Consider the following 25171-nt stretch of genomic DNA (forward strand, 5'->3'; position numbering starts at 1 on the left):
AAAACTATGCTTAATTACTATTAGATATGAATCATTTTTCACTTAACTGACACAATGAGTTTAGGTAGAGTCGTAAATGACTTCAAGATGCACAATTGGCTGGAAAGTAGCAGTGTGTCGTAGCTTAGGAACGTAAAAAGCTCAGCCGAAGCTGAGCTTTTAAAATGTTGATAGACTAAGCGACTATTTAAGAACAGACGTGTTAGATACACCCGATAGCGCATTGTCTATCAGGAAATCTGCGTTTGCAGTTTGCATTTCAACATGGTGATCGTAGTCAGCGAGTGTGCCAGCTGGTGATGCAAACGTGCTGTGCGTTGCTGGCGCGCCAAACTGAACAAAGCTCGCTGTAGGTGACACAGATGTGCTTGAGCTATCTACTTCTGCTAAACCAAGTTTAGCTGCAAGTGCCTCTGTACCTGCGAACGGGGCACCGTCAACGCTATTTGGTACGACAGAGTCACCATCCACCTCTGTCATAAAGAACGGAGTAGACAGTGTGCCTGATGCAACTAAATCACTAGCATTAGTAAATGGATCTACCGTGTCGAGTGTTGTCTGCGCCGCATAGATGAACTGAGAGAAACCAGAACTTAGTGCAGCAAGTTGCTCTGGAGTTGCCAGGCCTTCAAAGGTTTCAAAACAGGATTTAGCATCCAAATCTGTACATTGTGCGCCTGCAAATGAAGCGTAATCTGTAGAAGCTGCATAGGCTAGATTGTGCTTAATCTGTGGGCCGAACTCCTCAGAACCTAGCAACAAGTTGCCAATCTGACCGCCAGAGTTATGGATCGAGGCTGCGCTAAATGTGTAAAGCGCATCCGCGGTCGGACTTCCTAATGAATTGTTTGCTGCTGCAACTGCGGAAGTACCTACGATACCACCCAGAGAGTGTCCAAGCATTTTAACTTGTGAACCTCCGAGTGGATTGAATCCTTGTAGTGGGCTATCAGTAAGAAGTCCACCTTGTGCAGAGACGACCAAGCTAGCTCGAAGACCTAACACGTCCAGCACACTTTGACGAAGGTTGTCACGTGCTACTGCCAGATTAGACAAGTTCAAATAGGCAAGTACATTCGCATTTGCTGAACGTTGTTCATCCAGGCTGCGTGTACCGTGGATTGGTAAGTCAATTGCAATTACGGCAACACCTTCTTTGACCATGTTGTATGCGAATGCATAAGCCGTTTCTTTAGATGAAGTAATCCCGTGTTGATAAACCACAACGTCTGTTGCAACCCCTGATTGTGGTGTAAACAGTAGAAATTCGACTTCCTCAAGCGACTTAACTGCAGGAACCGGAGAGTAACGGGTGATAATTCGTTCGCTATCCAGCTGGCTCCCATCTGTGAGGTATAGCTTAGAGCCAACCAGTTTCAATTGCTCAGTCGGATCGGTCGCTAATTTAGCAATATCAACAGGATTTTCTGCGAAAACGCCGGTAGAAAGCTGCTGAACCATATTCGCTTGTTCATTTGAATCGGACAATGCTGCACTGATTTTTGCAAGGCTTGGCATTGCAGAAACCATAGGCTGCATATTCCAATCGGCGTCTTTTTCAAGGTAGTACGGCAGTTTTACCGCACCTTGAGTTACATTAACGCCAGCGCCTGAAGCACCGTAAAGACCTTTAATGGCCGTTTTTGCAGCATCCAGATCACTCACGTATTGATTAAAGTCTTCATCACTGTCCAGAGCAGTCAAGAAATCCTGTGTTGTACCGAATGTCATGGTATAAGCGGCTGAAAGATCAACCGAGTCATCACTTGAATCCGCTTTATACACGTCGTTAAGCGTGTTTGCGCCAGTCGAGAAACCAGTGGCGGTTACTCCTTTGACTGCCGCAAGAGTGTCACCCACAGATTGAGTGCTAAACCAGGATGAATAGACGATATCTTCTGAGCTGACACCAGCTAAGCCGAAGATACCTTCAACTGCTGTTGTTACGGCCTGAACGCTAGCAAGATCACCGGTTTCATAAACGACTTCTTTACTTTTCGCGATCGCGTAATTTGATGAAGTTCCAATCGGGTCGCCATTTATATCGGTTATATCTTGGGTTACAGCAAAGATATATTCGCTGGATTCATCCAAAGCATCCTTAAATTGGATGTAAAGTGAATTGCCGTTTGCTACAACCTTGAAATCAGTGCCAAGTGTGAGTATTTCTTCAACTGGGTTGCTTGCTCCGTCCCAATCCGTCAGACGAGTATTGATTTTGATGACTTTAACGCCTGATGACAACATTCCCGTCGCAAATCCGGCACCGTCGAAATCCAACACGATAGGCATAGATGTAGACCAGCCATCCATTGTATTCATTGCTGCTCTTGGGTTGGTAAGCGAGTCATCGCCGCCAGTGGGTAAACCTAAAGTACCATCAGACGAATCCATTAACAGGTAAGACGGGGCAGGGACAGTTGCATTCGAACCTTGAAGTACAAACTTAATTGATGTTTGTCGATCGAGCAGGGCTTGAACACCAGTTTCAAAACCTACCTGTGCAGAAGCGCCTCTGCTTCCCGATTCGTCGCCACAGCCAGCAAGTAGGATCGCAGAACAAAGCAGTGATAATTTAAAAGTATGTTTCATTGGTTTACTCCGTTAAACCTACTAGTTGAAGGTGTAATTCATCTGTAATGAAGTGATGTACGCGACACCGTCGGAATCAAACGTAATTTCCTGACCTGATGCGTTGACTTCGCTGAAAGAAATATCGTCACAGTGAACTAATGCAAAACCTGCATCAAATGTCAGACTATCGCTCCACGTGTAAGTTAAGCCAGTGCTATACCAGTAACGATCAGTATCAGGGATACTTAAAGTCGGCTTACCTGCCTGTTCGTCATAAGCCACACCTGCACGGAATGTCCAGTCACTGTTCAGAGTGTAAGTTGCACCAACGGCATAGCGGTTGTTGTCTTCATAGTGTTCTTGTTTTGAGAAGCATATACCGTCATTACATTGGTTACTGGTTGCGCGCAGCTCTGTAAACTCACTCCAGTTAGTCAGCATCCAGCTGTAGTGAAATGCCCACTGTTTGTTTACCTGGTGAAAACCTGAAAGTTCGAAAATTTGTGGAAGATGGATTTTAATACGTCCTTCAACTTTAGCGGCTGATGCGATTCCTGAGTCGTAGCTACTAAATTCACCTTCATCAAAATCAAGGTCGATTTTAGAACGGTATCCGAAACCAAAGCGGTTGGATTCGTTAACTTCGTAAAGTGCGCCTACGTTCCACCCCCAGGCAAATGTCTCGTCCTTCATACCAATCAGTTTGTCTGACGTTTTACTGCCAGGGCCAAATAATGGGGCAAGGGAACCTTTATTGCGATCCAGTTCTGCTTCGGCATAAACCAGACTGAGACCGCCCGCGATACTAAATGCATCATTGATGCGGTACGCAAGGTTAGGGTTGATGCTGACAGACATCAGAGAGGTGTAACCGGCTAAATCACCAGCTGAAATGTCATCTGGGTAATCCGTCGCTACACCGTAAGTGGTAAACATACCGATACCCCAGGCGAACTGATCATTAATAGGGCTTACGTAGTAACTGGCAGGTACAAATGCTAATGGCGCTATATCGTCTGAGTGTTCATCATGAAAAGTGTCATAAATATTAACTTCAGGATCAATAAAGCTGATAGCGCCTGAAAACTGTGCTTGGTCGAAAAGTGTCATTGCCGCAGGATTTCGTGCCAGTACAGCGGCATTATCTGCAACGGCAGCTTCGCCGGAAAATGCTCTACCGAGTCCAGACGCTGAATGCTCAACGACCTGAAAACCTGCCGAATGGGCATTACATGCAAACATTATTGAAATTGTAAGCAGAGAGCAGTGCTTCTTGTTCATCCTTGACCCTCCTAGGGTGTCCTTATCTAGACCGAAGTCCTTGTAATTTTTCTATGGTGATTAGACCAGTTCTTGTTATTGGTAATGTGTATTTTGTAAATGCAATGTTAAACGTATGTTTAATTAATTGTCAAAGATTGTTCGAGTTTTGTTTTGAAAATTTGCTGCCTAGGTCAAAGGCTTGTTGGTAACGTACTGTATTAAAGGTATATTTTCTCAGCTGTTGGTAAGACCAGAACCGTTTTAGCAAGGTAATGGCTAAAGATTGTTTAAAACGACAATCCAGAAAATTTATTTAATCTTTGCTTGCTTTGTGTCGCATTGACTAATCAGTAAGGCGATGTGGGTACTTAAGGGTTGGTATTGTTTTAAACAGTTGAAGAGAGGAAGACTTCTGCGTCTCAGCTAGGCTTTTGTCTTGGCGTTATTTAACGAAGCTGGAAAGTTCCTTAGTTAAAAGCTTAGGAACACAGAAAGCTCGTCAAACGTAGCGAGTGGAGTGAATTAGGACGCTACATGAAGCAGGAAAAGTAAATTCAGTGGAACAAGATCGTAATGGTATAAGTTAAATTAGTTTCATATTTTTTATTAAACTCGTTTTCCTGAAACTTATAAAAACTATTTCCGATTAGAGATTAGGGTAATCATCCTCCAACTGATATTCCTTGATGGTGAAATAATGGCCAGTTAATGTCAGATAATTTCTTTATTCTTTTGTTTTTGTAATATTTATCTCTTCAACAATACCTTCAATACTACGCATTTTTTACAGTCTCTAATAAGGAGTTGTATCTTTAATGTGTAGTATTGTTCTTATGCGGCTGTATGGTTATTTTCTAGTCGACATTACTGGTTGTTTTTACTAATAAAACTTGGCTCATATGGCCGTTTTTCTAAGCAGGACAATGGTTCCAAAATAAGTAAATTAGCCTTTACCACACCCCTTACATTGTTAAAATTCGCGACCCAATTAAAACTATTTAATGGCGCGTCTATTCATCCATTTTGCGCCAAGAATTAATATAAAAACAATTTATGAGAAGTATTTTTACTGCCGCCTTTTGTGGCATTCTTAGCGGGTGTGCATCCAGTAACATACCTGATGTTGAGTTTACTTCAATTCAGTCTGAATATAACTCACAGCATGAAGCCGCTATAGCATTTTACGATAGTCATTCAGACAAAATATTAGAGCTAATGCCCACAAGAAATGAAATTATTGGCCTGATTTTGAAGTGCAAAGATAAATATATGCATACAAACTATTATACTAGCGGGTTATATAATCCTTTTTTTCCTGTTGTTAAGGGACGCTGCAAAATGCATGCAATCGCGCATACTCATCCTGACCTAAGGGGAAATCAGAATCAGTTCAGTGAGCCAGATCTTTTAACTTCTAATAACATAGATGTATACCTCCAATCTCCGGATATGAAGATAAGGCATGCAACTAACAGTGAAGTTAGTATCATCAGAGAGTGAGTATACGATAGTTCGTGTAGAAGAGAGGATAGGGAACCCTTCCTCTCTTTTCGAACCTGAGGGAGACAGTGGTAGGCTTTGTTAACTGTCATTCATAAGGTTTTGCTGAGCAATGCTTAACCACATTTAGGTGCTTTTACGTTGTAGCTCGGCAGTTTATTAATTGTCGCTTGTAAATCTTTAATACGAGTACTGTGTGAAGGGTGTGTCGAGAAAAACTCAGGTGGTTGATTTCCGCCGGATGCGGCACTCATGTTTTTCCACAAATCGATACTCTGGTTTGGATCGAAACCGGCTTTAGCCATGTAGCCCAAACCAACAATATCGGCTTCTGATTCTTGAGTTCTTCCGTAAGGCATGATTACACCATACTGAACACCGACGCCCAAAGCGGCCATTGTAAGTTCTTGATACTGTTTGTATTCAGATGCACTGATTGCAACGTTGGCCAAGGTTAAACCAGCATTTGCCAATTGGCTTTGAGAAAGTCGCTCATTGCTGTGCTCTACAAGCACGTGTGCAACCTCGTGACCAATAACGGTCGCCAATTGATCTTGGTTTTTAGCAACACCAAGAAGGCCGGTGTACACGCCAATTTTACCCCCAGGCAGAGCAAAAGCATTGACCTGTTCACTATCGAATACGACGACTTCCCAGCTTTGGAATCCAGCTTGTTGTGGAATAACATCAGTGACGTGTTTAGCTACGCATTGAACGTAGGCGTTGATCTTTCTATCTTTACTGACAGGGGTGTCTTTCTTCATCTGGTCGAAGGATTTCGCACCGAGTGAAGACATTTCCTGGTCAGAAAACATTAAGAGTTGATTACGGCCAGTAGGAGATGCACTACAAGCTGTCAAACCTGCGACGGCTAAAAGAGAAGAAGCTTTTATCCATACCTTCATGATTGGTTCCACGTGTTCAATTTATGTTTTGAGACAATAGTATATACGTAATTATTTCTTATTAAAGAGCATCTTGCTTTGGTCATACCTTGAAGTTAACGGGTAATAAAGCTTATGCTAAGAAATCCTAATCCATAATTATTAACATTTAAGAATAAGAGCAAAAAATGAGCATTTGGAAAAAGCCGATCAGTGTAGAGATACTCAACGCTACGTCAAAAAATACTATGATGGAGCATCTACAAATTGAATATACCAACTTCACGGAAGACTCAATCAGCGCGACTATGCCTGTATGCAGTTTTACCCACCAGCCTTTAGGCATGCTACATGGTGGCGCTTCAGTAGTACTGGCTGAAACGCTAGGTTCAATAGCAGCAAACTTTTGTGTAAGTGAAGGGAGCTACTGCGTCGGTCTTGATATCAATGCAAACCATGTTAGAGCGATGCGTAGTGGTTATGTTATCGGCACCGCTAAACCAATACATTTAGGTATTTCGACTCAGGTGTGGCAGATCAACATTACTGATGAGCGTGATCGCCTGGTTTGCACCAGTCGTTTAACGATCGCTGTAAAGCAACAGAAAGCTCAGTGAGTACAGACTGATGGTTATTGAATTTTCGCTGGGCAAAATCATCGCTACCCAACGTGAAATTGTCATAAAATTAACCGGCGATTCCATGGTTACGCTTCAGGCTCAGACCGATGCTATTCAATTGCTCGGAAGAGGGGCAAACGTGGTTCTGTCTCACGGCGCTGAGTGTAAGTGGTCTGTTAAGCTCGATAATGAGGATCAACTTAAGCAACTTTCACAAGAAATTGGTCTAGATATTCAATAAATTACCTTTCTTAATTTGCACTTTCTTATAAAAATGAGGAAACTTGTCTTATTGTTATCCAGATAAGATTTTCCTCTTTATGAGTAGCCCACGCCTACGTGTTCAGTTTGAAACCCTTTTCGAGAAATTTGCCGGTAATGATTCAGACGTTCAGCTTGAAGACATCACTGAAACGCTTTTTTGCACTAGGCGAAATGCCCGTATCGTCCTTAATAAATTAGAAGAGGAAGGCTGGATTGAGTGGCATCCGGCAGCAGGGCGCGGAAAGCTCTCTAAACTGGTGTTTAAGCGAAACCGCAATGACGTGAGTGAAAATCTCGCCAGACGCTATTTGGATGAAGGAAAAATTGGTCAGGCACTGGAAGCACTGGATAATGATGCAACGCGACTCACTCAGGTGATTCAAGGTTATCTCGGGCTCCAGCACCGCCAGGGTGAACAGGTTATCCGTTTGCCATATTACCGACCATTAGCGATGCTCAACCCTCAAAAGCCAATGCGTCGTTCAGAGCAACATATCGCAAGGCAAGTCTTCAGCGGACTGACTCGTCTTGATGAGCATGAACAGCTCAAACCCGACTTGGCCCATACCTGGGAATCGATAAGCGAAACACATTGGCGTTTCTATTTACGCCGTGGGGTACGCTTCCACAATGGCGAACCGCTGACAACCGATTGTGTTCTAGAAAGTCTTCAGGCCCTCAGTAGTCTTAATTTATTCTCGCATATCGCGAAAGTCTCTTCACCGCTACCCTGGACCATTGATATTGAACTTATGCGTCCCGATCGTTATTTACCTTTAGCTCTGAGTGAGTCGCAGGCAAAGATCCTCTTGCCCAAAGCGTCACGCTCAGAAGAGTTCGATACAATGCCGATTGGTACCGGTCCTTTTCAGGTTAAGATGAATGATGAAAAACGCCTTATATTAACGGCGTTTGATGGTTATTTCGGATTCAGACCGTTATTGGATCAGGTAGAAGTATGGGTGATTGATGAAGCCTATTCATCGATGGTTTATCCAAGCCTGTCTAAACCTCAAATGGATAAACATGCTTCGTCTGACGAAGTTGAGCTCGATCCTGGTTGTACCTTCTTGTTACTAAACAAAAATACAGGTATTGCCAAAGATCCTCGCTGGGCAGAATTTCTTAGTCAAACGCTCAACAGTCATCAGATATACGCTCATGTACCACAAGATAAGTTAATAGAGCTTGGCGTTTTGCAGGCCTTTGGTATCAAACCTGGCTGGATTGATTTGAGACCAACGCAGACTGGTGTTGTCCCGCAACAAGGCAAGACTTTATCCGTGGCATACCAGAAGAAACATCCGATGTTTCCGGTCATCGCTAAAGCGATTAAAAATCTCTTGAAACCCCATGACGTAGAGGTCGAGTTCATTCGATATGACAACCAACCGCCTGAGCCTTCCGAAGTAGATATCTGGGTAAAAGCGATGGGCATTGCAACGAACAGAAATGATGCTCTTGCCGGTTGGTTACTAGACTATAGTGATATCGAGACATTTAGCTCTGGTCATGACTTTTCCGAATGGGCAGCGCTTGTCGATCAGTGGCGTGCCGGAGCATATCCAGAGTTTCCTGCACGAGAGTTAGGACGACAATTAGTAAAAAGTTGCCAGGTGATTCCGATGTTTCATTGCTGGCTCGGCGTAAACAAAGATCACAGTGGTGCATTACAAAATGCGAAATGTAATGCATTGGGTTGGTTCGATTTCAGTAACGTATGGGTAAAACCTGATATTAAAAATGGCGAAACCGAATAAAAAACAGCCGACGAAAACCGTCGGGATCTATTGTGCTAAATGTAAAACCCAACTGTTTAAATATCGTAAAGGTGGCAAAGGTGCGCTGGTCAAATGTTTTAAAGAGCGAATCGTAGATGACTTCACCCAGACGCCTTGTATGTGTCCCGAATGCAACCAGGAGTTTGCGAGAGAAACGTTAGTCAGAGGAACGCCCGCTTATAAGATGATTGGCGGTAAAGTAACCATGAAGTAGGGGGAAATAATGGCGAAAAGGAAAGATTACTGTGTAGTGTTAAGTACCACTGGTAATGAAAAGAACCGAGATAAGATCATTAAGGGGCTTTTAGATGCAAAGTTGGCGGCATGTATTCAGACAATGCAAATCGACAGTCACTATGTCTGGAAAGGGGAAATCTGTAATGACTCTGAGTGGCTTTTGGTCATTAAGACGCGTCGTGACCTTTACGAGTTAGTAGAAGAAAAAATTGAGGAATTGCACGATTATGAAGTCCCTCAAATCGTGCAAGTTCCAATAGTGGACGGGTTTAATCCGTATTTAGAATGGATTCGCGAGTCGACGTTGAGCCGACATTAAAAGCAGAGACACGATTGCCCCTGTAGTATCACATAGCATGTCTTTCTGGGCGTCCCATATATCACCCTGGGAGCCCAGAAATGCGATTCCTTCATCGCCACCAGCGAGTGCCGCATACCACCATTCAATGATCTCATAGCTTGCGGCTAGCGCCATAATGGCAAATAAAGCAAACCAGCAGGAAAACTTAACGTTAAATTTCTTTTTACCAATCAGATACTCTGCAATTGGGTAGGCGTATAAGCCGATTGCGAAGTGCGCCACCCGATCAAAATTGTTCCGTTCAGAACCAATCAAGTCGTTGAACCAGTCAAAGGGAACGTCGGCAAAGGTATATTTTGCTCCAATGGTATGCAGGCAGAGCCAGACAAACATGAGAACGTAAGCGGTGTTGCTGAACTGATATCGATTTGAAATGATCCATATCGATATAAGGATACCAATTGCAGGGAAGATCTCAGCAAACCAAACCGCTCTAGAGTTTGGTTCCAGGGCTGAGAACAAGAAAACGACGGCATAAAAGATCGTCAGACCTAACAGAGTAGAAGTACTTTTCATCAATGTATTCGATCCTTCAATTAGTTTCTTACTGAAATTTAACTTGTTACGAAAATTCGAACTAGGATGTGTTGTTCAACTAGAGATAAACATCATTGCACTTAATTGAACGCCGTGCAATTGTTTGTTTTTTGAAACTAATGATAACTATTAGTGTTGAATAATGAACATAATGCTCAACATTAAACCATTATGGCGTACACATTTCATTAAAGTTTGATTTACAACATGTCCGTCCATAGAATCCCACGCTCATTCTAATAAAAAAGAAGTAAAGTCATGAAACTGGAAACTGTCGATTACCTTGCTGATGATGCTGCCCAGCAGTTTGTTGCATCGCTCCGTGAAACTGGGTTTGGTGTTCTGAAGAACCATCCGATTCCCAAAGAGCTGGTGGAATCAATTTATAAAAACTGGCAAGAGTTTTTCTACTCAGAGAAGAAAAACGAATTTCACTTTAATGTAGATACGCAAGACGGTTACTTTCCTCCTTCAGTATCTGAAGTGGCAAAAGGGCACAGCGTGAAAGATATTAAGGAATACTTTCATGTTTACCCTTGGGGACAGATCCCAGAGCAACTGAAAGCAGAGATCCTTGAATACTACGAACGAGCAAATACATTTGCTCAAGAGTTGTTAGGCTGGGTTGAACAACATGCGCCAATAGAGGTTCAGGAAAAGTTTTCTATCGCTTTGTCAGAAATGATCAATAACAGTCAGAAAACTCTGCTTCGTGTTCTGCATTACCCGCCAATGACAGGTGAAGAAGAACCAGGAGCAATTCGCGCTGCCGCCCATGAAGACATCAACTTATTGACTGTGCTACCAGCGGCTAACGAGCCAGGTTTACAGGTTAAGGGCAGAGACGGTGAGTGGATTGATGTACCATGTGATTTCGGCAACTTGATCATCAATATTGGTGACATGTTGCAAGAGGCATCAGGCGGTTATTTCCCATCAACTACGCACAGAGTCATTAACCCGACTGGTGGGCGTCAGGAGAAGTCACGTATTTCTCTGCCGCTGTTCTTACATCCAAAACCGGATGTAGTTCTTTCAGAGCGTTATACTGCACATAGCTATTTAATGGAACGTTTGCGTGAACTTGGCGTAATCTAAAAATTTAGCCCTCGTTCAAAGGCCGATGCTTTACGCTATCGGCCTTTTTTGGTTTATGGTAGAAGTTATCAGTCATTGTTGTTTGAGAAATAGGTGGTAGTGTGAATGGCGCAGTCAGGAGCTATGTGTAAAAGTGATGAAATCGAAAACCCTCTCGTCTGGCCAATATTGGAAATCCTCAGAGCCCAACCAACAGGCTGGAAAGTTCATACTTTAGCGAGTCAGCTAGGAGAGCAAGGCTATATACACCAATTTGACGCGATTCCAGAGAAAGACCTATTTAAGAGAAACTTTCTTATCATGAACGCATTATACCAACTGCAGGAGGCGGTTTATCCGGAGCATTGGCTGAGCGTCGATGCAATGAACATTACACTTATAAAACCGAATGGGTTACCACGTAACGGTATAGATGTCAGCGAACCTTTACGCGAGTACTATTTAGACTGGAGTCACTATGAAGCAAATGCAGACGAGGTGAAAAGGTTGCTTAATGAGTTTTGGCAAACTTACCAGCGTTATATTGGTGGAAACTTTACATCTGAAATAGACAGGCCCAGAGCGTTAGCTCTTTTTGAATTAGATAGCTCTGCAACGCGCGGAGAAATCAGAAAGCAATGGCGTAAACTGGCTTTACGTTGGCATCCTGATCGCGAAAATGGTAACACAGAACGTTTTAGGGTGCTTTGTGAAGCGTGGAACGTGCTTCGAAACTAATACCAATCGTAGTAAATAACTGGTCATTCTAGCTTGTTAAAATACTCGATAACTGCGTTAACTTTTCGTTTCAAAGTGAGTTAATTGTAGAATAACTACTTATCTAAAATGTTTGCCTGGTTCTCAAGTATTTTTCCTACGCTATTACTGAACACTTATTTACTGTGATTGGTATAAAAAAGGCAGCCTATAAAGGCTGCCTTGATACAACAACGTATTAAATACTTAATGCGATGGTTTGAACTGAGATTTACGCATACGGTTAAGCGCCGCCATCACATCCAAAGTACGAGGTTTAGCCAGGTCACCTTGTTTTGGTAAAGGTGCATGCCACTCGCCGTCCAGCATTTCTTCGATCTCTTTCGCTGGATTGTTACACCAACCAGGAAGTTGTGCTAACTGGAACCATAGCCATCCTATGGTATTGACTTCATCTGCGGATTCCAACTGTTCCAGGGCTCCCAGATCAGTAAACTCTTTTCCGAAGCGCAGAGAGTCTTTTCCTTTGGCATTTATGCGGAACTTGCCGTCGGTAAGTATGTTCATCAAAGCGACACGATTTAGCGCTCGAGGACGGAATGTTTTCAGTGCCTCTTCAGACTCGTTATGTCGCTGAGTAGGATGCTGGGCGATAACCTGTTTGGCTTTTTCCGTCACATCAACTGCCTGGTAGTCATGCATTTGGATAACGGTGTCAGCGACGTCAAGATAGTCACCAGAGCCGCCCATAACAATGATGGTTGAGATATCCAGTTCATCACGAAGTTGTCCGATACGATCGACAAGAGGTGTGATTGGCTCATCCCCTTTTGCAACAAGTGCCTGCATACGCTCGTCACGAATCATAAAGTTTGTTGCAGACGTATCTTCGTCAATAAGCAGAGAGGTTGCGCCTGCTTCAATAGACTCTTGCAACCATGCCGCCTGAGAAGTGGATCCGGATGCATCCTGAGTCGTAAAGTCAGCAGTATCTTTCCCCATAGGAAGATGATTGATGTAATTCGATAAGTTCAGGTGATGAACACAGCGGCCATCTTCAGCTCGAATCTTGATCGCTTTGTTGTCAGTAACAACATATTCGCGACCATCTCCCGGGATGTGATCATAGATAGAACGTTCGATCGCGTTTAATAGTGTTGATTTACCATGGAAACCACCACCAACGATCAACGAGATACCTTTTGGAATTCCTAGCCCACTGACGTATCCCTTATTTGGGGCGTGCAAAGTGACTTGAAGAGATGCTGGTGCTTTAAACTCAACCGCGTCTTTCATTGGTAAATCACAGTTACCCGCGATACGAGGAAGAATACTTCCGTTCGCCACGAATGCCACTAAGTTGTTTGCTTCTAATTGGCCTCTAAGTGCATCTTGATCTTCGATCACCTGACAGTGCTTCAACATCGCTTCTTTATCCAGTTCTCGTTCCAGCGTTGCACGACGAATGAACTTAGGTAAATAGAAGGTCAGTATGTTGTTGGCTTTCTTGCCGAGTACGGAGCGACCTTCTGCAGGAAGATTGACTCTAAAGCGTAGCTCGATGCCTTCTTCGGTAAAGAGAACGGCGGTATTATCCAATACCGTTTGTCCGCTAAGCGCAATTGAAACCGAGTTTTCCTGCTTGGCAAACTGCTCAAAACTACGAGCAATAAAATCTCGTGCCGCACGTTGGAAAGCCGGGGATTCATCTTTCAGCCACTCAAGCCCCGTTAAAGACCATGCTCTGGTCGCTCTTAGGCGAGAGGCTGATGCGTAAGGGTCGCCTTGAACATGATCGATAAACAGTGTGAAATCATTAAAGTCATACTGACCTTTAATTGTCTGGTAAGCACGGTAGTTCTGCTTTTCGATTTTCTTAAGGGCGGCAGTTAGCTGATCCATGAAAATATTGGCCTTTTTAATAGAAGCGGGCGGCGATTATAGGAATCACAGTCGAGAGAGTAAAGCAGTATAGCCATTTGCTTTTAATACCGTACATAACTAGGCCAACACCAGTGACAATGTTTATTTAGGTAAGAGCTCAGGTGAATTTAATAGCTGCCCACCCAATGGACGCTGATTAAGTAAACCTTGTTCGAACTCATTACCAGGCAAAGGCTTTCCGTAAAGGAATCCTTGTAATAGGTCGCAGCCTTCCTGAACTAAAAAACGCTCTTGGGATGCTGATTCAACGCCTTCAGCTACAACTTGTAAATCCAGTTTTTTTGCTATCTGTATGATTGAACTAATGATAGCTCGGTCATTGTCTGAGTTTTCCAGTTGCTGAATAAAACTCTTGTCTATTTTTATGGCGTCGAACGGGTATTTTTTCAAATAGCTAAACGACGCAAAGCCAGTACCAAAGTCATCAAGTGACAGCGTAACACCGAGTTGATGTAGCTTATTTAGCGTTGTTAAAGCGACAAGCTCATTGGCGATTAAGGCACTTTCTGTAATTTCCAGTTCTAATAACTGGGCAGGAAGATGAAAGGTTTCTAACAGGTAGCTAACCTGTTCAGCGAAATTCACATTTTGCAGTTGAATCGGGGAGACGTTAACGGCAACTTTGAAATTATTAACGAGCTCTGACCATTGCTTGGCCTTTGATATCGCTTTGCGAAGAACAAATAAACCAACCTCAAATATTAGCCCGTTCTGCTCCGCCATTCTAATCAATGCTTCATTGGATACGTCGCCTAAAACGGGGTGCCGCCAGCGAAGCAGCGCTTCTGTTCCGGACCATTTGTGAGTGTGGGGGTGCACTTTAGGTTGAAAATAGAGCATCAGGTCGTCATTGCGAACTGCCTGCAGTAAATATCCTTCCAACTCATTATGGTTGTTGAGTTCGTTGGATTGATTCTCAAAAAAGTAACGATATGACTCTCCGGACTCCTTACAGAGCAACATGGCATAGCAAGCGTTTTGTAGGAGTTGCTTTGCATCACTGTTTCGATTTGCTTTAACGACGCCAATATAAGAGTGCAGATGAATTTTCGTAGTATTAATGTAAAAATCACCCAAGCTGATATCGGTAATCTCTTCAAGCAATTTTTCTAACTTGTCATCCGCGTCGTCACCACCGATTAATAGCACCAAATCATTTGAGCTAGGCCTACCAGTAACAAGTTCGTATTCTTGTTGAACGAGTCGGTCATGGAATTCTTTAAGAACTTCATCAAATGCTTCAAAGCCAAATCGAGTCTGTATACTCCGCGCGTTACTGAAACCAATATTTATAACGATGAGCGATTGCTTATGGCCATCAAGAGATTGTATTGCATTTTCAACGACATTCTCCAGAGCAGAGCGGTTTAAAAATCCCGTGCCTTGGTCGTGTGTTTTTTGATAATTGACTTGTTTTTCTGCAGCTTTTCTGCGGTCAATTTCTTTGGTGAGTGAAAAGCTAAGTTGGGCGAGGTCGGTAGTGCGGTTTTCAACACGATTTTGCAGTTCGTGGTTTTTCCGCAATAACTTGTACTGCTGAAAGACAACGGCGAGTTGAGCTTCGATAGAGTCTTTAAACGTTACTAACAGTTGCCGAAAAGTCTGATTGAAGTCATTCGCTTGTCTGTCGAGCATACAGATGGTTCCAAAAGTGTCACCATTTGGCCAGAAAAGTGGAAGACCAGAGTATGAAATAAAGCCAAGTTTTACATCTGGATTGTCACGCCACGATTTATCAGATGACGCGTTTGGTACAATCAGCCCCCGTTTACTGCGAATAACATGTTCACAATACAAGCCATTTCCAATGTTTTCTTTATCGCCGGGTTTAAACGGATTATCAATTGTGTCACTAGAAGTATTAACTTCTAGATGATCGTGGTGGGCGCGTATGATGAGCGCAGCAGGCACTTCGCCGATTTGTGCGAGCAAATTGACAATGTCCTGCCAGCTTTTTTGCATAGAGTCAGGGATTTTATAGTTTAGGGTTTGAAGTTTCCCCATGAGGCCATCCTTTACCGTAGATTCACATCCTGTGAACTGATGCTTTATTTCATTATTTATACTCGTTAAGTATAGGAGGAGGTCAGAGCGAAACAAAAAAAAAGTCCTGAAAACGATTCAGGACTCTTAATAGATTCAAACTATCTCATAAGTGGGACGTTTAGATTGGCGTTAAGGCTCCAATAACTTCAATTCTTCGATAGAAAATTCTTGTGAGTAATCGACGTTCTCAAAATCAAAGCCGTTGAGTTTCATAAATTCCTCTTTGAAACCCTGGTAATCGCCGATCTGTTTGAAGTTATCACCGTTCATCTGCTCAACAAGTTGCTTCACTTCTTGCTGTACTGCTGGGTCAAGCTCAAGATCGTCGATACGGATGAGTCTCTCACCATCCAGCGGTACCTTAGAGCCTGTGTACAGTTTTGTCGTGAACAAACGTTGCATTTGTTCGATACAGCGCTCATGCGTGCCTTTTTCCTTCATAACACGGTAAAGTGCCAGAAGGTATGGAGACAATCCTGGAATGAAAACACTCGCCTTAGTGACTAATGCTTTACATACGGTCGCATAAGCACCACCACCGAAATTGGCCATCTTAAGATTTAACGCATGACTAGTTTGGTGTAAATCTATCTTCGCACGACCTAGAGTACCGTCTAAATAAATAGGGTGGGTAAGCTCTGGTCCCATATACGAAAACGCGATAGTTTGGCAACCTTCGGCAAGAGACTCTGCGTTGATCAAGGTATCAATCCAGCTTTCCCAGTCTTCACCACCCATTACTCTGATGGTTGCTTCCGCTTCTTCTTCCGTTGCAGGTTGGAGCGTGCTCTCTACCCACTGGTCGTTTTCCAGCATGATAGAAGCGCCTGTGACTGATTCACCTATTGGTTTAATCACACTACGCCAGTATTCGTCTCTGTTTGGTTTTGGACGAACCCCCGTAGCCAGACTGTAGATCACTAAGTCTACTTCACCTTCGAAATAGGTTTCTATCGCTTCGATGACTTCGGTGCGGACCGAATCTGAAAATGCATCACCGACAATATTAACTGCAGTACGGCCAACGCGAGTCGCTTCTTGCTTGAAAAAGATATTATTATACCAACCGGCGCTGCCAACCCCTTTTTCAGAAGGACTGTGTTCAAAAGAGACCCCGATAGTATCAGCGTTCGCGCCACCAAAGGTAAGGGCAATACGAGCCGCTAATCCAAATCCTGAGGATGCGCCAATAATCAAAACCCGTTTTGGGCCTTCTTTGATCTGTGGTGCTTGTTTTACGTATTCTATTTGCTCTTTTATTGATGCATGACACCCGTGTGGATGCGCAGAACGAGCAACAACACCTTGAATTAAAGGTTCTATTCGCATGTTGTTATCTAACCTCGATGAATGAAATCTCAACTAGAGTAACGTAAAGTAAGATGCCACTTATTGAGCTAGACCATTAAAAGTAGGGATATTTAATTAATTCCTGGGCGACAAAATCGGCAATCCATGGCTGAGCTTCTGGTTTTGGGTGAAGACCATCAGGCATAATCCAGTCGGGTTTTGTGACCAGATGCTCGAGAAAAAAGGGCATTAATTGTATCTGCTGATGGTCAGCCAGTTTCGGGTATATATCGTAAAACATGTCACTGTAACGCTTACCATAGTTAGGCGGGACTCGGATTTGCATCACAATAGCTTCCGCCCCGAAATCTTTAATCATAGTAATCATTTTTGACAGGTTAGCCGTAATAAGTTTAGGAGGAAATCCGCGCAGGCCGTCATTTGCACCCAGTTCAATCAGGACGATATCCGGAGAATGTTGTTCAAGTAACTGCGGAAGACGGGCTAAACCGTTGCCAGTAGTATCTCCTGAGATACTACCATTAATAACTGTTACATTTTGACCGTGTTCTAAAAGCACGTCCGGGAGTAAGCTAGGCCAACTGTTCTCAATTGGCATGTTATAACCAGCACTCAGGCTGTCACCCAAGACCAGAAGTTTTTCGTTCGCGTGTGCGGTAATAGAAAGACAAAAAAAAGAAAACTAAGGAAAGTAATCGAATCATGCAAACACCTGTACTCAAAGCACCTATTGTTCAAGCAAATTTAGTTTCTAAACAAGTGTCTACTAATAACGAGCGTTTAACAATCCTTAAAAATGTAAATATTGACATCAGGAAAGGCGAAAAAATAGCGATAGTTGGCACCTCTGGGGCAGGTAAATCGACGCTTATGACATTGTTAGCTGGCCTTGATACGCCGACGTCAGGCGAAATTACGCTACTTGGTAACGAACTCTCCAAATTAGACGATGAAGCGCGGGCAAAAATTCGTGCTGAGTCTCTGGGGTTTGTTTTTCAGAGCTTTTTACTTATACCAAGCCTGACCGCATTACGTAATGTTACGTTGCCATGTCTGTTGCGTGGAGAAGCTGAAAACGAAGCGAGGGCTTCTGAGTTGTTAAAAGCTGTTGGGTTAGAAAAGCGTCTGGAGCACTTACCAAGCCAACTCTCTGGTGGAGAACAGCAGCGTGTCGCACTGGCCCGTGCTTTCATGACTCAGCCTGAACTGCTGTTTGCTGATGAACCGACGGGAAACCTCGATCACCAGACCGCAGACAAAGTAATAGAGTTATTGTTTGAGCTTAACGAACAGCACGGTACTACGCTGATCTTAGTCACCCATGATAGCCACTTGGCGGAACGATGTGACCGGGTTTATCGCATGGAGGCGGGTGAGCTTAAGGAGGACGTGTAATGTCTGTAATATCTTCAAGTGAACAAAGTGCAGAAGATCAGCGAGTGGCAGAGAAGCATTCTCCGAATAAAAGTTTGATTCGCTGGAGCCTCGGGGAAATAAGGCAGGGTAGTCTTTGGCCTATCAGTGTCGCTCTCGTTCTTGTTATCGCAAGTATCTTTGCCTTATCTGCTCTGGCATCTCGTATGGAGCAGGTGATCGTTAAACAGGGGAAAGATGCTTTAACTGCCGATGCTGTGTTTGTTTCAGCTAACCCTATCCCAGAAGCGTTGTTAACATCGACAGAGGAGTTTGAGCGGTCGGTGATGACGCGTTTTCCCACTATGGCATTTAGTGAACAAGGCATGCAGTTAATATCGGTGCGTGCCGTAGATAATCAGTATCCACTAATGGGGGACTTAGTATTAGAGGGTAATCCTTCTGGTCGAGTAAAAGCAGGGCAGCTGTGGCTAGACGAACGTATTATGGCTCAGTTAGATGTATCTAAGGGTGACGTTGTAACTGTTGGTGACGCCGACTTTACGGTTACCGGAGCGGTGTTACTAGAACCAGGTTTAAGCTTCAACCCTTTCCAGCAAATGCCTTCGGCTTATATACACCAAAGTGATGTCCCTAAAACCGGAGCTATTCAAGTTGGTAGCAGGGTGCAATACCGTTTGTTTTTGAAGGCAGACGATAAAACGTTAAAACAACTGCAAGAAACAACTGAATTAACGCCGAGTGATCGCTGGCGCACTCAAGACAGTGCAAGCCGCAGCAATGAAATATTCGAAAGAACGACACAGTATTTATCTTTGACTGTGGCGATTGTCATCATCATGGCCTCTACAACCCTGGTGCTTACCTGTCAGAACTATGTGAACAGTCGTACTCAAACCATTGCGATGCTAAAAAGCCTGGGGGCGAGTCGTCGCTGGATCGAAAAGTGGCTGTTTATTCAGGTGGCTATCTTGCTCTTAAGTGCAAGTATCGTTGGCTTGCTGTTAGGAAGCGGGCTTGAATACCTGCTACGTATTCCATTGAAAGACCTTTTGCCCGACCCGCTTCCTAGTTTCGGGGTCATGCCATTTTTTATTGCTTTTGCGTCGGCAGTGCTGATAACCGTCCCCGCGCTTGGTATACCGCTACTCGGTCTTATAAAAACGCCTGCTCTTGAAGTACTTCAGCAAGGTAAGGCCCAACGTTCATGGAAAAGAATGTTATTGGTACTCGTTCCCGTAATTCCATTGTTGGCTTTGTACGCAAATAACACTCTGGTCTGGATTGTGCTCATAGGTATCGCAATATTGTTCATTGTCTTAGCTGCAGTGAGCGTCACGTTGACAAAACTGCTAGCACGTTTTTCAACACATCCTGCGATGAAACTGGCACTTAGCCGGATCAACAGGACACCCGTCACCAGCGGGTTACAATTTGGTGCTTTATCGCTTTCTCTGATGTTGCTGTCCATTATCTGGTTAGTACGCAGTGATATTCTTGCCGACTGGGAAAGAACCTTACCGGAAGATGCCCCAAATGTGTTTGCACTGAACATTTCAGAATTTGAACTAGACAACTATTTGACAACACTAGATAAGAACGGTGTTACGCGGTCACAGGCGTTTCCGATAATTCGTGGCCGTCTGGCCGAAATTAACGGTCAAAACGTGAAAGATGTTGATCATGAGGGAGAAGGCTCGGACGCTATCCGACGCGAGCTTAACCTGACATGGGGAGACAGCCTGCCAGATTACAATGATGTCCTTGACGGTGAGTGGAAAAATAAAGGAAGTGTCTCAGTAGAATCGGATGTTGCCAGAGACTTGGGTATAAAGCTTGGTGACAAATTACGCTTTGTTATCAACAGTCAGAACTTTGATGCCGTTGTCGACAGTATTCGTCATGTAGAGTGGCGGGATATGAAGCCTAACTTTTACTTCATCTTCTCCTCTGATGTGGTAGAAAGCTTGCCTGGCTCATATCTTATTAGCTACCGGATAAACGAAGAGAACCAAGAATTACTGACCAAGATGTCTCGCGCGCACCCTACGGTTTCTGTCTTAGACATTCGCACAATGGGACAGAAAATACAGGCTCTACTCGAACAAATTGTGTCGGCAATTACCATTCTAGCGCTCTTGGGCGTAGTGGCTGGCTTATTGCTCATTTTTACGCTTTTACGTTTGAGCTTGTCCCAGCGTCAACAGGAAATTCGGTTGTATCGTACTTTAGGGTCGAGTAAAAAAAGAATTAATACTACCTTGTGGGCTGAGTATGGCGTAATGGCGTTAATTGCAAGTAGCGTTGCGGTGTTAGCATCAGAACTGTGCGTTGCTGCGTTGATGACTTTTGGGTTGGATCTCGATACACGAATTCACCCTGAATTGTGGATAGCTTTACCGCTGGCTACCTTTGTTACTCTGGCACTTGTAGTAATGAGTTTGCTAAAAAGATTGTTAACACCAATAAACACTTAATCGGTATAGTTCTGAAAGAGTTGTAAGAAATCAATTACACTTTTATGTTAGTTATCCACAAAAACAGTGGATAACTTTTGGGATAACTGAGAAGTGAAAAAGGAAGGTATTTCTGTAACCTTTACGTCGTGGGTGTTGGGGTAAATATCTTATTCACATCAGCGTAAAATTCGCTTTCATTCATAACGTCGTCAAGTACTTTTTTCAATTTTTTTTCAATTTTTTTCTTGAAAAAAACAAGTTTTGACGACAGTACAAGCCCATGAACTTTTTGTGATTTTAATCAAGGTCAAAGACGAGTAGAATTGGCGGATAGTTAAGAATTCCCTTTATAAAATTTTCCGAGAAGCAATGACGTCTGAGTTTCCAAGTTATAAACAAAAACACATCGTAGTCGTTGGCGGCGGAGTCGCCGGTGCAACAGCAGCAATACATTTTGCAGAACTCGGTTTTCAAGTCTCTGTTATCGAGAAAGGTCTGTCTTTGGTGAACGGTCCGCCAATCTGTCATCTGCACGCGGGCGGAAACTTATACCGAGAAATATCAGAGCAACAATGTTTAGACTTGCTTTCTCAATCTATCGATACCATTCGTTTATACCCGAGTTCACTGAATATTCGTCCGACCGTTATCGCTGTGCCGCACTCAGACGGTGGAGACCCAGAGACGCTTATTCCTCGTCTTGAGGTCATAAAAAGCGCATACCAGTCTCTGGTAGATAAAGACGAAAGTAATAAAGTATTGGGCGAACCAGGCGAGTACTATAAGTTGTACTCAAAAGAAGAGTTGCTGGAACTTGCCAAGCAGAACCAGCCTGAACAGCCTGTTACTTTTGATGACTGGTGTATTCCGTTTGCACAGCACGCTGACTTAGACGAGTTAAAATATCCTGTTGTGGCGGTACAAGAATATGGTTGGAGTGTTTTCCGTCTTGCTGCAATCGCAAACCTGACGCTATCGCATTTACCTAATGTGAATGTATTCACTCAAGCTGAACTGAAACAGGCGGATTGGAAGGGCGACCACTGGTTACTAACTTACGATCATAACGGAACTGCCCAAACCTTAACAGGTGATTACCTAGTCAATGCTTGCGGCTTCGAAACTGGCTCTGTTGATAATGCTGTCGGCGCTAAACGAGACCGTTTGGTAGAGTTTAAGGCAGCTTACGTTACACATTGGCAAGAGTGTTACCAACAATGGCCGGAAGTCATTTTTCATGGTCCTCGCGGTACTGATAAGGGAATGGCGCAGCTAACGCCATACGGTGATGGTTATTTCCAGCTTCACGGTATGACAAAAGGTATTACCTTATTTGATGATGGACTGGTTGCAAGCACTAAGGAATCTGCACAACCAGAGCTTCCGGGACTTTTACTCTCGAAAATACGTTCTGGATGGAAAGAAGCAGCTCTGGAAGAGAGAACCAATAATGCCATTCAGCATATGGCACAATTTATTCCTGATTACAGCTCTGCTATTAAAGGCGGTAAAGCGTTATTCGGTGCCCAGCAGATCCCGGGCAGTGATCCGGTATTAAGAGCGGCAGATGTTACTTTCGAAGACAATAACTATGCCCGAATTGAAATCGTAAAAGCATCTTCAACATTACTAGCCGCACAAAAAATACTGCAGCATTGGTTTGAGATTGAGCCGCTGCGTAATGTCGAGCTACAACACCCGGTTACGGTGCACTGGACAGAAAAGGAAGTCGAGCAATACGCATTACAGCTTACCCAAGAGCGAGACTATCCTAAATCCTTAGCGGAACGTTACGGCATGTAACTTTTTCGACTGAGGATGAATGGGCTTAGTATCCGAAAAACTGAGCCCATTGACACCACAAGTCTTGCAGTTTCCACCTGTCACCTTTAACAAACTCGACTTTTTGTCCGGGCTTTGCTTGCGCGAGTCTTGGTAAATCTATTCTTGCTACGCAACCTATTTTTGGATATCCGCCAATCGTCTGATGATCGTTTAACAGTACGATAGGATTCCCGTCATCTGGGATTTGAATGGCCCCGAGTGCAATACCCTCAGAGAGCACACCATTATAGGGTGGTTGTATGATATTGCCTTCCAAGCGATAGCCCATACGATTCGAGTCCGGAGAGATAGTAAACTCGCTGGAGTAAAACGTCTCTAAGACTTTGTCGTCGAAATCCTCGTTCTGGTAGCTTTCAATTACACGTAGCTTGACCGGTAAATTGTAATCAGGCTTAAAACGGAAGGTTATCTGCCGCGGTTTATGTTTTGAGAGTTGATGGGGGGCAAATGGCAGAATATCGCCTGATTTTATTGGGCTTCCTTTTGCATCAAGCCCACCAAGTGATTCACGCGTGACGGTAGAAGCGCTACCAAGATGTTCCGAGATGCCGAACCCGCCTTTTACTGCAAGATATGCACGTAGTCCGTTTTTAGGCATACCAAAACGAAGTTGTTGTCCTTTCTTCAGATTAAAGTCAGACCAATTTGAAATACGGTCGCCATCAACCGTTGCATTTAAATCACCGCCACAGATTGCGAGATGGCAATTATGGAGTGCGACGAAACTCGCATTACCTAATGTGATCTCTATAGTAGAGCAGTTAACGGGATTGCCCAGAAGATAATTTGCCCAGTTATATGCGTAGCTATCAACTGGCCCTCCTTGGGTAATGCCGATGTGTCCTAAGCCAAAGCGACCAAAGTCTTGTATCAGTGAAAGTGGACCCGGTTTTTCGACTAATAACCCTGCGTCGCTCATAAAGTGCCTCCTAATTCAATAAACTCTTGTTTTGAAATAGACACAAACGTCACGCTGTCACCGACCTCAAAAGGGATAAATGGTGGGGTATCAGAAAATAGTGCCACAGGGCTTCGTCCGATAATATTCCATCCAGCAGGGCTATCTGACGGGTAGACTGCTGTTTTACTATCCGCTATACCGACACTGCCTGCGGGAACACTGGTTCTTGGTGTCGTAAGCCTTGGCATGATTAACTCGTCTGATACGTCGGAGAGAAAGGCAAACCCTGGGGCAAATCCTATAGCAGAAACGGTGTATTCCGTTTGGGTATGTAAGTTGATGATATCTTGCAGAGACAAACCATTGTCTGTAAATCGCGATAAGTCTAAGGCCGTTTCTTCTGAATAGTAAACAGGGATAGAGATACTTTTTGGCTGAGGGAAATTTTGTGTATCAGGACTGAACTGCGTGATGATTTGGTTTAATCCGTCGACGAGGTTAGAGTCGTCTATTACAAACGGCAGGTAATCTATTAAGATTGTCCGGTAAGATGGAATCACGTTCATAACAGCACTGGTAAGCTGTTCTCTTATTTGATGTGCCAGCTCGCCAATGTGGGTTTCTGGTACCGTATCTTCAAATTTTACGAAAACGCTGCATTCTGAAACGAATGAAATATTAAACTTTTCCTGATCCATTAATTTCCTCCAGCATAAAGGCTTTGGCGGATTTTCTTTATCAAGGCTATGGACTCGTCGTTATCCCCATGTACACAAATAGTATCTGCTTCAAGAAGAATGTACTGTCCTGAAGCTGTTCTCACGCGACCTGACTCTGCAAGTTTCCTCACTTGCTCAAGGATCTCATGCTCTGTTTTTAGCACAGCATTAGGCTGTGTTCTTGGTGTCAGCATGCCATCATCCTGATACAATCTGTCTGCAAACGCTTCGAACAACAACGGTACGTCATAATCGTCTGCGATTTCGAGATACTTTTCATTTTCCTGGGAAGCGAGAATCATCAACGGAACTTTAAACAAAGCAGCGGCCTTTACGACGGCACGAAAAACCGAGTCACTTTTCATCATGTCGTTATAAAGAGCACCATGAGGCTTGATATAACAGATATCCGTGTATTGAGCCCGGCAAAGGGCTTGTAAAGCACCCACCTGATAAACAATCATGTTAGTAATTTCATCACCTGACATGCTTAATGAGCGTCTTCCGAACCCTTGTAAATCTGGATATCCGGGATGCGCTCCGATCTCTACGTCGTTCATATTGGCCAAAGTGATAGTGTCGTGCATAACATTAGGGTCAGATGCATGAAAACCACAGGCGATATTAGCCATATCAACATGCGACATTACTTCTTCATCAGCACCCATCTTCCAGGAGCCGAAACTTTCTCCCATGTCGCAGTTCAATGTTAGTTGTTGTTTGTTCAATGTCATATGTTTAGCTTCTAACCAAGATA

21 protein-coding genes are annotated in these 25171 nt (G+C 43.7%); 10 read left to right on the plus strand and 11 right to left on the minus strand.

What is annotated here, in order from left to right; all coding sequences use genetic code 11:
• Positions 1-183 precede the first annotated feature (183 nt).
• The 3 genes from KHN79_RS18125 to KHN79_RS18135 all read right to left on the minus strand — a co-directional run bounded on the left by KHN79_RS18125 (position 184) and on the right by KHN79_RS18135 (position 6242).
• Positions 184-2592, minus strand: a complete 2409-nt coding sequence (locus KHN79_RS18125; protein WP_182009312.1) for a VolA/Pla-1 family phospholipase — start codon at positions 2590-2592, stop codon at positions 184-186.
• A 21-nt stretch (positions 2593-2613) separates the two neighbouring features.
• A complete protein-coding gene (locus KHN79_RS18130; protein ID WP_182009311.1) occupies positions 2614-3855 on the minus strand; it encodes an outer membrane protein transport protein in 1242 nt (413 codons plus the stop codon).
• A gap of 1598 nt (positions 3856-5453) precedes the next feature.
• Positions 5454-6242, minus strand: a complete 789-nt coding sequence (locus tag KHN79_RS18135; protein ID WP_182009310.1) for a M48 family metallopeptidase — start codon at positions 6240-6242, stop codon at positions 5454-5456.
• 167 nt (positions 6243-6409) lie between these two features.
• Here KHN79_RS18135 and KHN79_RS18140 point away from each other — a divergent pair, with 167 nt between their 5' ends.
• The 5 genes from KHN79_RS18140 to cutA all read left to right on the plus strand — a co-directional run bounded on the left by KHN79_RS18140 (position 6410) and on the right by cutA (position 9442).
• Positions 6410-6838, plus strand: a complete 429-nt coding sequence (locus KHN79_RS18140; protein ID WP_182009309.1) for a hotdog fold thioesterase — start codon at positions 6410-6412, stop codon at positions 6836-6838.
• A 10-nt stretch (positions 6839-6848) separates the two neighbouring features.
• Positions 6849-7082, plus strand: coding sequence for a DUF3389 domain-containing protein (locus KHN79_RS18145; RefSeq protein WP_182009307.1), 234 nt, complete (start codon positions 6849-6851; stop codon positions 7080-7082).
• A 79-nt stretch (positions 7083-7161) separates the two neighbouring features.
• Complete coding sequence (locus KHN79_RS18150) at positions 7162-8865, plus strand: SgrR family transcriptional regulator (protein WP_182009305.1); 1704 nt, start codon at positions 7162-7164, stop codon at positions 8863-8865.
• Entirely contained in the window at positions 8849-9100 is a 252-nt protein-coding gene (locus tag KHN79_RS18155; RefSeq protein ID WP_182009303.1) for a hypothetical protein, read from the plus strand. The genes KHN79_RS18150 and KHN79_RS18155 overlap by 17 nt, the downstream gene beginning before the upstream one ends.
• Before the next feature lie 9 nt (positions 9101-9109).
• Complete coding sequence (gene cutA / locus KHN79_RS18160) at positions 9110-9442, plus strand: divalent-cation tolerance protein CutA (protein ID WP_182009302.1); 333 nt, start codon at positions 9110-9112, stop codon at positions 9440-9442.
• On the opposite strand, the gene KHN79_RS18165 is transcribed toward cutA, so the two are convergent.
• On the minus strand, positions 9404-10000 hold the full coding sequence (locus KHN79_RS18165; RefSeq protein ID WP_182009301.1) for a DUF2238 domain-containing protein: 597 nt from the start codon (positions 9998-10000) through the stop codon (positions 9404-9406). The two genes, cutA and KHN79_RS18165, sit on opposite strands and share 39 nt — an antisense overlap.
• Positions 10001-10279: 279 nt before the next feature.
• Here KHN79_RS18165 and KHN79_RS18170 point away from each other — a divergent pair, with 279 nt between their 5' ends.
• Together KHN79_RS18170 and KHN79_RS18175 are read left to right on the plus strand one after the other, a co-directional pair.
• Positions 10280-11119 (plus strand): isopenicillin N synthase family oxygenase, encoded by an 840-nt coding sequence (locus KHN79_RS18170; protein ID WP_182009300.1) that lies wholly within the window; start codon positions 10280-10282, stop codon positions 11117-11119.
• A gap of 105 nt (positions 11120-11224) precedes the next feature.
• Positions 11225-11836 carry a DNA-J related domain-containing protein gene (locus KHN79_RS18175; RefSeq protein WP_182009298.1) on the plus strand — a complete coding sequence of 204 codons (612 nt, stop codon included), beginning with the start codon at positions 11225-11227 and terminating at the stop codon, positions 11834-11836.
• Positions 11837-12061: 225 nt separating this feature from the next.
• Here KHN79_RS18175 and KHN79_RS18180 read toward each other — a convergent pair whose 3' ends face one another.
• The 4 genes from KHN79_RS18180 to KHN79_RS18195 all read right to left on the minus strand — a co-directional run bounded on the left by KHN79_RS18180 (position 12062) and on the right by KHN79_RS18195 (position 17777).
• Positions 12062-13717 carry an ABC-ATPase domain-containing protein gene (locus KHN79_RS18180; protein ID WP_182009297.1) on the minus strand — a complete coding sequence of 552 codons (1656 nt, stop codon included), beginning with the start codon at positions 13715-13717 and terminating at the stop codon, positions 12062-12064.
• Between the two features lie 123 nt (positions 13718-13840).
• On the minus strand, positions 13841-15763 hold the full coding sequence (locus tag KHN79_RS18185) for an EAL domain-containing protein (RefSeq protein ID WP_182009296.1): 1923 nt from the start codon (positions 15761-15763) through the stop codon (positions 13841-13843).
• 171 nt (positions 15764-15934) lie between these two features.
• Entirely contained in the window at positions 15935-17134 is a 1200-nt protein-coding gene (gene fabV, locus KHN79_RS18190) for an enoyl-ACP reductase FabV (protein ID WP_182009295.1), read from the minus strand.
• Between the two features lie 76 nt (positions 17135-17210).
• Positions 17211-17777, minus strand: coding sequence for an arylesterase (locus tag KHN79_RS18195; RefSeq protein WP_244812790.1), 567 nt, complete (start codon positions 17775-17777; stop codon positions 17211-17213).
• A gap of 41 nt (positions 17778-17818) precedes the next feature.
• Here KHN79_RS18195 and KHN79_RS18200 point away from each other — a divergent pair, with 41 nt between their 5' ends.
• The 3 genes from KHN79_RS18200 to KHN79_RS18210 all read left to right on the plus strand — a co-directional run bounded on the left by KHN79_RS18200 (position 17819) and on the right by KHN79_RS18210 (position 22752).
• Positions 17819-18511, plus strand: coding sequence for an ABC transporter ATP-binding protein (locus KHN79_RS18200; RefSeq protein ID WP_182009293.1), 693 nt, complete (start codon positions 17819-17821; stop codon positions 18509-18511).
• A complete protein-coding gene (locus KHN79_RS18205; RefSeq protein WP_182009292.1) occupies positions 18511-20967 on the plus strand; it encodes an FtsX-like permease family protein in 2457 nt (818 codons plus the stop codon). The genes KHN79_RS18200 and KHN79_RS18205 overlap by 1 nt, the downstream gene beginning before the upstream one ends.
• Positions 20968-21318: 351 nt before the next feature.
• Complete coding sequence (locus KHN79_RS18210) at positions 21319-22752, plus strand: FAD-dependent oxidoreductase (protein ID WP_182009290.1); 1434 nt, start codon at positions 21319-21321, stop codon at positions 22750-22752.
• Between the two features lie 25 nt (positions 22753-22777).
• Here KHN79_RS18210 and KHN79_RS18215 read toward each other — a convergent pair whose 3' ends face one another.
• From KHN79_RS18215 to KHN79_RS18225, 3 genes are read right to left on the minus strand one after another with little or no spacing between them, the layout of a single operon-like run.
• A complete protein-coding gene (locus KHN79_RS18215) occupies positions 22778-23713 on the minus strand; it encodes a biotin-dependent carboxyltransferase family protein (RefSeq protein ID WP_182009289.1) in 936 nt (311 codons plus the stop codon).
• Positions 23710-24393 carry a carboxyltransferase domain-containing protein gene (locus KHN79_RS18220; protein WP_182009287.1) on the minus strand — a complete coding sequence of 228 codons (684 nt, stop codon included), beginning with the start codon at positions 24391-24393 and terminating at the stop codon, positions 23710-23712. The genes KHN79_RS18215 and KHN79_RS18220 overlap by 4 nt, the downstream gene beginning before the upstream one ends.
• The gene (locus tag KHN79_RS18225; RefSeq protein ID WP_182009285.1) at positions 24393-25148 is read right to left on the minus strand and encodes a 5-oxoprolinase subunit PxpA; all 756 of its coding nucleotides are present in this window, start codon (positions 25146-25148) and stop codon (positions 24393-24395) included. The genes KHN79_RS18220 and KHN79_RS18225 overlap by 1 nt, the downstream gene beginning before the upstream one ends.
• Positions 25149-25171 lie beyond the last annotated feature (23 nt).

The organism is Vibrio sp. B1FLJ16, assembly GCF_905175385.1.
In the GTDB taxonomy this organism is placed as follows: domain Bacteria; phylum Pseudomonadota; class Gammaproteobacteria; order Enterobacterales; family Vibrionaceae; genus Vibrio.

Coding starts and splice junctions, on each gene's coding strand:
- KHN79_RS18170 (WP_182009300.1), top strand. CDS start 10,280: ATGAAACTGGAAACTGTCGATTACCTTGCTGATGATGCTGCCCAGCAG.
- KHN79_RS18180 (WP_182009297.1), bottom strand. CDS start 13,717: ATGGATCAGCTAACTGCCGCCCTTAAGAAAATCGAAAAGCAGAACTAC.
- KHN79_RS18140 (WP_182009309.1), top strand. CDS start 6,410: ATGAGCATTTGGAAAAAGCCGATCAGTGTAGAGATACTCAACGCTACG.
- KHN79_RS18205 (WP_182009292.1), top strand. CDS start 18,511: ATGTCTGTAATATCTTCAAGTGAACAAAGTGCAGAAGATCAGCGAGTG.
- KHN79_RS18145 (WP_182009307.1), top strand. CDS start 6,849: ATGGTTATTGAATTTTCGCTGGGCAAAATCATCGCTACCCAACGTGAA.
- cutA (WP_182009302.1), top strand. CDS start 9,110: ATGGCGAAAAGGAAAGATTACTGTGTAGTGTTAAGTACCACTGGTAAT.
- KHN79_RS18155 (WP_182009303.1), top strand. CDS start 8,849: ATGGCGAAACCGAATAAAAAACAGCCGACGAAAACCGTCGGGATCTAT.
- KHN79_RS18220 (WP_182009287.1), bottom strand. CDS start 24,393: ATGGATCAGGAAAAGTTTAATATTTCATTCGTTTCAGAATGCAGCGTT.
- KHN79_RS18215 (WP_182009289.1), bottom strand. CDS start 23,713: ATGAGCGACGCAGGGTTATTAGTCGAAAAACCGGGTCCACTTTCACTG.
- KHN79_RS18200 (WP_182009293.1), top strand. CDS start 17,819: ATGCAAACACCTGTACTCAAAGCACCTATTGTTCAAGCAAATTTAGTT.
- KHN79_RS18210 (WP_182009290.1), top strand. CDS start 21,319: ATGACGTCTGAGTTTCCAAGTTATAAACAAAAACACATCGTAGTCGTT.
- KHN79_RS18130 (WP_182009311.1), bottom strand. CDS start 3,855: ATGAACAAGAAGCACTGCTCTCTGCTTACAATTTCAATAATGTTTGCA.
- KHN79_RS18135 (WP_182009310.1), bottom strand. CDS start 6,242: ATGAAGGTATGGATAAAAGCTTCTTCTCTTTTAGCCGTCGCAGGTTTG.
- KHN79_RS18225 (WP_182009285.1), bottom strand. CDS start 25,148: ATGACATTGAACAAACAACAACTAACATTGAACTGCGACATGGGAGAA.
- KHN79_RS18165 (WP_182009301.1), bottom strand. CDS start 10,000: ATGAAAAGTACTTCTACTCTGTTAGGTCTGACGATCTTTTATGCCGTC.
- fabV (WP_182009295.1), bottom strand. CDS start 17,134: ATGCGAATAGAACCTTTAATTCAAGGTGTTGTTGCTCGTTCTGCGCAT.
- KHN79_RS18175 (WP_182009298.1), top strand. CDS start 11,225: ATGGCGCAGTCAGGAGCTATGTGTAAAAGTGATGAAATCGAAAACCCT.
- KHN79_RS18185 (WP_182009296.1), bottom strand. CDS start 15,763: ATGGGGAAACTTCAAACCCTAAACTATAAAATCCCTGACTCTATGCAA.
- KHN79_RS18150 (WP_182009305.1), top strand. CDS start 7,162: ATGAGTAGCCCACGCCTACGTGTTCAGTTTGAAACCCTTTTCGAGAAA.
- KHN79_RS18125 (WP_182009312.1), bottom strand. CDS start 2,592: ATGAAACATACTTTTAAATTATCACTGCTTTGTTCTGCGATCCTACTT.